We start from the raw sequence: 7,623 nt of genomic DNA, 5'->3' as shown, positions 1-7,623 counted from the left end.
GTCTAATTGAGGGTCATTCGGTTTAGAGCGAAGCATGAGGTTCACCACTTTCAAGAGTATACTTATATTATACCAAATTAACGCGGTAATGTGATGAACTAAAAAGAAAATAATAAAGACTGTCGAGACTTTCTCGACAGTCTGAAAAAGTACATTTATTTTGGCTTAATTTGATGATATGGCGACTTTGGGTGGAAATTAGCTACAGGGAATCCAGTTATTCTCGTTTTCAGGTGATAATCAGCAGAATTAGCTTCATAAAATCCAGTTAAATTTGTTGAAGTGCGTGCTAGTTTGACTTGGGACCGTAGATGTAGCTAGTTGGCGGTTGAAGTAAAGTGAGAAGGGTAGTTGCAGTAGCTAATATTAGCAATTACAGCAAGCGAAAGCGAGCTAGTGAGGTTAGTGCTATTGCTATTGCTAGTGATAGTGTGAGCGTGAGTGCGTCCTGTTGGACGGCTCGCGCTTTTTTGCGTGTAGCGGCATTGTGGAGGCCGGGGAGGCGAGAATTAGTCTCGGAACTCCCCCAGATTTAGCAGGCACTGAAGGCTGCTCTACGCCTGCATCGGTTTCTCACAAGCTTCCACTGGCAGGCCAGAATCAACGAGGCCTGTATCGATGGCGCGCCATAAGTAGAGCGAGCCGAAGCTGCGATAAGGCGCCCAGCCTTCAGCGGCGACGCCTAAGTAGTTTTTATCCGGGCGCTCGGGAAGCGCATGCAGCCAGCGGGCTGCACGCTGCAGACCGGCATCGCCGAGCGAAAGAATGTCGGGTCGGCCTAAGGTGAAGAGGAGGAACATTTCAGCGGTCCAGACGCCGATCCCTTTGACACTAGTCAGCTGTTTCAGAAGTTCTGTGGTATCTACATCCTGCAGCTGATCGAACATGACTTCACCGCTCAGTACCTTGGTGCTAAGGTCGTGGATGTAGCGGATTTTGGGATACGAGACACCGCATTGACGGATGGCTTCTTCCTCAGTGGCTAAAACGTTTTCTGGCGTGATCGTGGGAATAATCGCTTTAACTCTCGTTTGGATCGTTAATGCGGCTTTGGCTGAGAGTTGCTGGGAAATAATCGACATGACGAGAGACTCATAGGGACGAAAGCTGGGTGTAAGTGTGAGCTCACCGATGAGTTCGATTAGACGGGCTAGTTTCGGGTCAGCTTGAGATAGGGCGATGATGGCAGGGTGCTGGTTATGAAGTTTAATGGTTGTAGTAGGCACAGTAGGCTGGTGCATTACAGTTCCTCCTTTGAAAAATCATGTCCAAAACGGCGCATTCTTGCTACACACTCTCTCAAGAAGAGAACTGGGTGACTTATCCAAAATGACTCTCTTTGAGTATAATGGAAGAAAGAATGAAAGCCAAAGGGGCCGGAGCTGGAATGACAGATGAGAAACGCATAGCGTCGAGAAGGAACGTGGGGATATTTGCGCACGTTGATGCGGGGAAGACGACAACTACGGAGCATTTGCTATATCTAAGTGGGCGTATTCGCGCGCTAGGCAGTGTAGATAATGGGACGGCGCAGACGGATTCTATGGAGGTTGAGCGTGAGCGGGGGATTTCGGTTCGCAGCGCAACGACGAGTCTAGTCTGGCAAAATACATGGATCAATCTGGTAGATACGCCAGGTCACGTCGATTTCTTGTCGGAGGTAGAGCGCTCCTTGCGTGTGATGGACGGAGCGATTCTGATTATTTCCGCTGTGGAGGGCGTACAGTCGCAGACGGAAATGATCTGGCATGCCCTGCAATCGCTTAAAATCCCAACGCTGCTATATATGAATAAATTGGATCGTGTCGGTGCTGACCCCGAACGTGTTCTGCTGGAGATTCATAAGCAGCTCACGGGGATGGCGGTGCCGATCTATGCGCCGCTGGGCCTTGAAGACACGTTCTGCGGAGCGCGGAACGTGCTGGACGACGCGCCGCCTGCAGCCGGCGCGCTCCCTGGATTCGACCTCGCAGCCGCGGTCGAAAAGCTCTCCGAGCTCGATGAGACGCTGCTCACGAGCTACATAGAAGGTGCGCCCATAGCGGCGCACGACGTGAAGGCTGCCCTGCAGCGATACGCGCGGCAGGGGGAGGCTTACCCTTTGCTGGTCGGAGCCTCCAGCAAAGCTATCGGCATCGAGGAGCTGCTCGCAGCGATCCTCGATTACTTGCCTGAGCCGCGCGGCGATGCGGAGCAGCCGCTTTCGGCTGTGGTCTTCAAGGTCGAGCGCGACAAGACCATGGGACGCATGGCGTACGTCCGCCTCTACGAGGGGACGATCCGTAACCGGGACACCGTCGTCAATGCCACACAAGGCGTGGAGGAGAAGGTGACCCAGATTCGCCGCATCGACGGCCGCAAAGCCGAAGATCTCGGCGTGGTCGCGGCGGGCGACATCGCGGCCGTCTGCGGCCTGACGCAGGTGCGGATCGGCGATGTGCTGGGCCGGCCGGACAGCGTGCCGCCTGCGCCGCGCATGGCGGTGCCGCTGTTGACCGTGCAGGTTCACGCCGAGAGCGATGCACAGTATCCGGCGCTCGTCGCCGCCCTGCAGGAGCTCACGGACGAAGATCCGCTGCTCGATCTGCAGTGGCTGCAGGACGAGCGCGAGCTGCACGTCAAGGTCATGGGTGCGATCCAGCTCGAGATTCTGACGAGTCTCTTAAGCTCGCGCTTCGGACTTGCGGTAAGGTTCGATCAACCTTCCGTTATCTACAAAGAAACGCCTTCGCAAGTCGGCGAAGGCTTCATTGCTTATACGATGCCCAAGCCTTGCTGGGCAATCTTACGGTTTCGCATCGAGCCTGGTACGCCGGGCAGCGGGCTCGTGTATGAGTCACAGGTACGCGGCGAGCAGCTGCTCGTGCAGTACCAAAATGAAGTAGCGCGCCGCGTGCCGGAGGCGCTGCAGCAGGGTCTGCTCGGTTGGGAAGTCACCGATGTGAAGGTGACGCTTGTGGAGGGTGAGCACCACGTGTGGCACACGCATCCGCTCGATTTTGCTGTTGCGACGCCAATGGGCATCATGCAAGGCCTCGCGCAGACAGGCACGACGCTGCTGGAGCCGATGCTCCAGGTACGCATTACCGTGCCGGAAGAGTTCGGCGGCAAGGTGCTGAGCGACCTTGTGCAGATGCGGGCGAGCTTTGATGCGCCTAGCATAGCGGGTGGTCGTTTCGTCCTAGAAGGGCGACTTCCAGTGGCAACTTCACTAGAATATCCTGTGAAGCTTAGCGCCATGTCGGGTGGGCGCGGCGTGATTACGTCCTCTTTTGCAGGCTATCAGCCAAGTCCTCCTGATGTTCATGCAGAGCGCAAACGGCGCGGCGTTAATCCGCTCGATCAATCGAAGTATATTTTGGCCGTACGAAAGGCCTTATCCAATTAAGCTCGGGTACAACCATCAACCATTGACAGGGCATCCCTCCTTTGAGTAAAATACAGGTAAGTTAATAACATGTGACGGAGAACAGGAGACTCACTTGGATTGCCCTTTGAATAAGAGAAGGCAAATCTTGGTGAGTCTTTTTGTCATGGCGATCATGTTCAGAAGTTCAGAAAATCGAGGTGAAGCGCATGTCGCTGCAGGATCAGTGTATTTTACCAGCCATCCGTAAGATGAAGGATTTAGAGAAGCTCATGAAGTCGTCGTACACGTATATCGTGCTGCTCGACAGTCATATTGGCCAGCTCAAAAGCATTGTGGACCTGGGCCGAGCCCATGGGAAGAAGATGCTGCTTCATGCGGATTTGATCGAGGGGCTGAAAAACGACGAGTTCGCGGCTGAGTTTCTGTGTCAAAGCATTCGCCCTGCGGGGATCATTTCGACGCGCGGCAATGTGATTACGAAGACAAGGCAGAACGGCTTGCTTGCGATTCAACGGCTTTTTCTGCTGGATAGCTCGGCGCTGGACAAAAGCTACACCCTGCTCGAACGCACACAGCCGGATTACATCGAGGTTATGCCAGGTGTCATCCCGCACATTATCAAAGAGGTGAAGGAGCGTTCAGGCATTCCGATTTTTGCAGGCGGGCTGATCCGTTCCATTGATGATGTGGAGCAGGCGCTTGCGGCAGGAGCGACGGCGGTGACGACCTCGAACCATGAGCTTTGGCAGCACTACGATGGCGTGATAAGGAGGCATAACTAGCATGACAACAGCGGGATCCAAGCCCTCATATATGCTTTCCCTCGATCAAGGGACAACAAGCTCTAGAGCGATTTTATTTGATCAAAAAGGAAGTATCGTGCATACCTCTCAGCAGGAGTTTAAGCAGTTTTTTCCCAAACCAGGCTGGGTAGAGCATGATGCGAACGAAATTTGGCTGTCGATTCAAAGTGTGATTGCAACGCTTCTTTCTGAGACGGGGGTGCAGCCAACGGAGATTGCGGGTATTGGCATCACGAACCAGCGGGAGACGGCGGTTGTGTGGGATAAGCATACGGGGATGCCCGTGTACCATGCGATTGTTTGGCAGTCGCGGCAGACCGCAGACATCTGTGAGGAATTGAAAGCTGCGGGTCTTAACGACCTGTTTCGGGAACGGACGGGACTACTTATTGATGCGTATTTTTCGGCGACCAAAATCAAGTGGATCCTCGATCACGTCGAGGGAGCTAGAGCAAGGGCCGAGCAGGGAGATTTGCTTTTCGGCACGATGGACACGTGGATCATTTGGAAGCTGACGGGCGGCAAGGCCCATGTCACGGATTACTCAAACGCCTCACGGACGCTCATCTACAATATTCACGAGCTGAAGTGGGACGAGGAGCTGATGGGACATTTGGACATTCCCGCAGTGATGTTGCCTGAGGTTCGTTCTTCGTCCGAGGTGTATGGGCATACGCAGGAAAGTCTGTTTTTTGGTGCGGCGATTCCAATCGCGGGCGCGGCTGGGGATCAACAGGCGGCACTGTTCGGTCAAGCATGTTTCGAGAAAGGGATGGCCAAAAACACCTACGGCACTGGCTGCTTCATGCTGATGAATACAGGGAATCATGCGATTCCGTCGCGCAGCGGCCTTTTGACTACCATAGCATGGGGCTTGAACGGGAAGGTTGAGTATGCGCTGGAGGGAAGTATTTTCGTGGCGGGCTCTGCGATCCAATGGTTGCGAGACGGGCTGCGCATGATCAAATCCGCGAAGGATTCCGAAGAGTACGCCAAACGTGTCGTTTCAACCGATGGTGTGTATGTGGTTCCAGCTTTTGTTGGGCTGGGAACGCCGTATTGGGACAGCGATGTGCGGGGCGCGGTGTTTGGGCTGACGCGGGGGACGTCGAAGGAACATTTTATCCGAGCAACGTTGGAATCACTTGCGTACCAGACGAAAGACGTGCTGCAAGCGATGGAAGATGATTCAGGCATTGAGCTTACGAAGCTTCGGGTCGACGGCGGTGTGGTGAAAAACGACTTCCTCATGCAGTTCCAAAGCGACATGCTGGGTGTCACCGTTGAGCGTCCGGTTATTAATGAAACGACGGCGCTGGGGGCGGCCTATTTGGCTGGTCTCGCGGTTGGTTTCTGGCAAGATCAGGCGGAAATTGCAGCGCAGTGGCAGGTGGATCGGGCTTTTGAGCAGGAAATGGACACAGAACTTCAAGAAAAGTTATACAGCGGATGGAAAAAGGCGGTAAATGCCGCAATTGCTTTTAAATAAATGCATAGAGTGATATACTACAACTAACAAGTTCATATTCGGTTGGAGACTAGGAGAAACCACAGCGGACCTTAACGTGCAAACGTGATAGGTATGTTGTGGTTTTTTCATATTCATAAAAAGGGAGAGATTGGGATGACAACAGGGCAAATGGAAGCTGGACAACATAAACGGATGAATCCAAGTAGACAATTTAGCGGGTTAAAAAGAAAAGAGACGCTTGAAGCGATGGCGCAGCAACAATTCGATGTGATTGTGATCGGCGGTGGGATAACCGGTGCGGGTATCGCGCTGGATGCGCAGAGTCGCGGGCTACGGACGGCGTTGATTGAGATGCAGGATTTTGCTTCGGGGACGTCGAGTCGTTCCACAAAGTTGGTGCATGGCGGTCTGCGGTATTTGAAGCAGCTGGATGTGAAGGTTGTAGCCGAAGTAGGCAAGGAACGGGCGATTGTGTATGAAAATGGCCCTCATGTAACGACGCCGGAGTGGATGCTGTTGCCCTTTTATAAAGGCGGGACATTCGGCAAGCTGTCTACGTCGCTCGGCTTAAGAGTGTACGATTTCTTGGCGGGAGTTAAGCGCTCGGAACGACGCAAAATGTTCAGCCCTGACGTGACTTTGCAGCACGAGCCTTTGTTGAAGAAGAAAGATCTCAGAGGCGGCGGCTACTACGTGGAGTATCGTACGGATGATGCGCGGCTGACCATAGAAGTTATGAAAAAAGCGGTGGAGCTCGGCGCTATGGCGGTGAATTATGCCAAGGTTGAGGAACTGATCGTGAAGGATGGCACGTTGGTTGGGGTGCGGGTTGTGGACCAGTTGGCTGGAACAGAAGGAACAGATGGGAGTGACGGGAAAGAACAAACAGCCTCCTATTCGCTGTATGCGAGTAAAATCGTGAATGCGGCTGGGCCGTGGGTAGACACTCTTCGTGAAATGGATCGCTCGAAGCAGGGTAAAACGTTGCATTTGACCAAAGGGGTGCATTTGGTTTTTGATCAGAGCCGTTTTCCGCTGGGCCAGGCGATTTACTTCGATACGCCGGACGGGCGGATGGTGTTTGCGATCCCGCGCGATGGCAAAACCTATGTCGGCACGACCGACACGAACTACAAAGGGGATATTGCGAATCCCCGTATTACTATGGCTGATCGCGCCTACGTGCTGCGTGCCGCGAACGAGATGTTTCCGTCCCTCGGGTTGACGGAGGCTGACGTCGAATCGAGCTGGACCGGGCTGCGCCCACTGATCCATCAGGAGGGCAAAGACCCTTCCGAGATTTCGCGTCGCGACGAAATCTTCATTTCGGGCTCCGGCCTCATTTCGATGGCCGGGGGCAAGCTGACCGGCTACCGCAAAATGGCGGAGTCGGTCGTGAACCAGATCGCCGCCATGCTGGTGGCGGAGGGCAAGGTCTCGGCGGCGCTCCCGCCGAGCTGTACGATGACGCTGCCGATATCCGGCGGCGATGTGGGCGGCTCCGCGCAGCTGGCGCCTTTCTTGCGCAGCAAGGTCAGCCAAGGCCTGCGGCTGGGGCTGACCGAGCCTGAGGCGATGCTGCTCGCGCAGCGATACGGGTCCAACGTGGACACCGTATTCGCGCTGCTGGAGCAGCACAGGGGTGAAGCGGTGCGGCGGGGCATGCCTGCCGCGGTGCTCGCCGCGCTCGTGTACGCAATTGAGTACGAGATGGTCGTGAAGCCGGCGGATTTCTTCATCCGCCGCACGGGCGCCCTCTTCTTCGACATCGCGTGGGCAAGGCAGTGGAAGGCTGCAGCGACGGCCTTCCTAGCGGAGCGCTTCGGCTGGAGCGAAGCGCAGACAGCGGATTACACCGCCGAGCTGGAGCAGTTGCTCCATGAGGCGGTGCATCCGCTGGAGGCTTAAGCCTGGCATTCAAACCGCAATGATCCGATCACTTTTACAGTAATACGTAGTTTGTGAGATGTCAATTATTT

Annotated in this window: 5 protein-coding genes; 4 read left to right on the top strand and 1 reads right to left on the bottom strand. The window is 54.5% G+C overall.

Going from position 1 to position 7,623, the window contains the following annotated elements:
* Positions 1-554 precede the first annotated feature (554 nt).
* Positions 555-1,241, bottom strand: a complete 687-nt coding sequence (locus tag AB4114_RS18290) for a DNA-3-methyladenine glycosylase family protein (protein ID WP_441989758.1) — start codon at positions 1,239-1,241, stop codon at positions 555-557.
* A 146-nt stretch (positions 1,242-1,387) separates the two neighbouring features.
* Here AB4114_RS18290 and AB4114_RS18285 point away from each other — a divergent pair, with 146 nt between their 5' ends.
* The 4 genes from AB4114_RS18285 (at position 1,388) to AB4114_RS18270 (ending at position 7,552) form a co-directional block, all read left to right on the top strand.
* Complete coding sequence (locus tag AB4114_RS18285) at positions 1,388-3,388, top strand: GTP-binding protein (RefSeq protein WP_441989757.1); 2,001 nt, start codon at positions 1,388-1,390, stop codon at positions 3,386-3,388.
* Positions 3,389-3,576: 188 nt separating this feature from the next.
* Positions 3,577-4,152 (top strand): glycerol-3-phosphate responsive antiterminator, encoded by a 576-nt coding sequence (locus tag AB4114_RS18280; RefSeq protein ID WP_441989763.1) that lies wholly within the window; start codon positions 3,577-3,579, stop codon positions 4,150-4,152.
* 1 nt (position 4,153) lies between these two features.
* Positions 4,154-5,662: a glycerol kinase GlpK gene (gene glpK / locus AB4114_RS18275; RefSeq protein ID WP_441989756.1), complete on the top strand. Its 1,509-nt coding sequence runs from the start codon at positions 4,154-4,156 to the stop codon at positions 5,660-5,662.
* 135 nt (positions 5,663-5,797) lie between these two features.
* Positions 5,798-7,552 (top strand): glycerol-3-phosphate dehydrogenase/oxidase, encoded by a 1,755-nt coding sequence (locus tag AB4114_RS18270; RefSeq protein WP_441989755.1) that lies wholly within the window; start codon positions 5,798-5,800, stop codon positions 7,550-7,552.
* The last annotated feature ends 71 nt before the right edge of the window (positions 7,553-7,623 follow it).

The sequence above is a fragment of the Paenibacillus sp. 2RAB27 genome (genome assembly GCF_052115445.1).
In the GTDB taxonomy this organism is placed as follows: domain Bacteria; phylum Bacillota; class Bacilli; order Paenibacillales; family NBRC-103111; genus Paenibacillus_E.
The sequence above is the reverse complement of the archived record's forward strand: the minus strand, read 5'-3'. Positions and strand labels throughout refer to the sequence as shown.

Bases quoted from the DNA above. Each gene is read 5' to 3' on its own strand.
- AB4114_RS18280 (WP_441989763.1), top strand. From the start codon at position 3,577: ATGTCGCTGCAGGATCAGTGTATTTTACCAGCCATCCGTAAGATGAAG.
- AB4114_RS18290 (WP_441989758.1), bottom strand. From the start codon at position 1,241: ATGCACCAGCCTACTGTGCCTACTACAACCATTAAACTTCATAACCAG.
- AB4114_RS18270 (WP_441989755.1), top strand. From the start codon at position 5,798: ATGACAACAGGGCAAATGGAAGCTGGACAACATAAACGGATGAATCCA.
- glpK (WP_441989756.1), top strand. From the start codon at position 4,154: ATGACAACAGCGGGATCCAAGCCCTCATATATGCTTTCCCTCGATCAA.
- AB4114_RS18285 (WP_441989757.1), top strand. From the start codon at position 1,388: ATGACAGATGAGAAACGCATAGCGTCGAGAAGGAACGTGGGGATATTT.